The organism is Shewanella sp. SG44-6 (genome assembly GCF_014164185.1).
Taxonomy (GTDB): Bacteria; Pseudomonadota; Gammaproteobacteria; order Enterobacterales; family Shewanellaceae; genus Shewanella; species Shewanella vesiculosa.
Genome location: NZ_JACJER010000307.1, coordinates 1 through 667, shown reverse-complemented (window position 1 = coordinate 667; position 667 = coordinate 1). Strand labels below are relative to the sequence as shown.

The 667-nt window shown below is 46.8% G+C and carries 2 protein-coding genes; both read right to left on the bottom strand.

Going from position 1 to position 667, the window contains the following annotated elements:
* On the bottom strand, positions 1-332 hold a 332-nt coding region (locus H5185_RS22360; RefSeq protein ID WP_182743356.1), incomplete at its 3' end, for a 4Fe-4S binding protein.
* A gap of 11 nt (positions 333-343) precedes the next feature.
* The coding region (locus H5185_RS22355) for a molybdopterin dinucleotide binding domain-containing protein (protein WP_310741711.1) at positions 344-667 on the bottom strand (324 nt) is incomplete at its 5' end.

Sequence of the window (667 nt, the reverse complement as noted above, 5' to 3'; positions counted from 1 at the left end):
GGTGTTGCCGCATTAAAACTAATCACGCCGTATGGGCAAGCATTCATACACTTCTTGCAACCAATACATTCATCATTGTTTTGCAGCGTTAAGCCGCGCTTATCTTTGTGCATAGCCCCTGTCGGGCAGACTTTTACACAAGGTGCATCATCACAATGATTACATAAGGTCGGTATATAAGTGTATTTTACATCAGGAAAAATCCCCTCTGTGGTGGCAATATGATGCGACCAATGAATACCGTCGTTCGTGTTGTTCTCTGTTTTACAGGCTAAGCTACAGCCACCACACCCTACACATTTTTGTAGGTCAATCACCATTCCTAATCTCATAGTGGGTTACCTCACACTTTCTCAACACGAACACGGATATGACCATAGAATGCCGACGCGCCACTTAAGCGATCGTATCTGTCTGCAATCAAGTCATTATTTGAGCCACCTCTTGGGGTTATGCCAAATTTGGTACTGGCGTAACGTCCATAGGCCCAATGCCCTTGGCCAAAACACTTAGCCACAGTGCCAGGACGGACACCTTCCCACAGCTTCGCCTTACAGGTCAGCGTACCCACAGGGCTGGTAATGCGGATTTCATCACCGTCTTTGAGGCCAAATTTCTTGCCGTCTATCGGGTTGAATTTAGCCACATCTTCATTCGCCACATCACC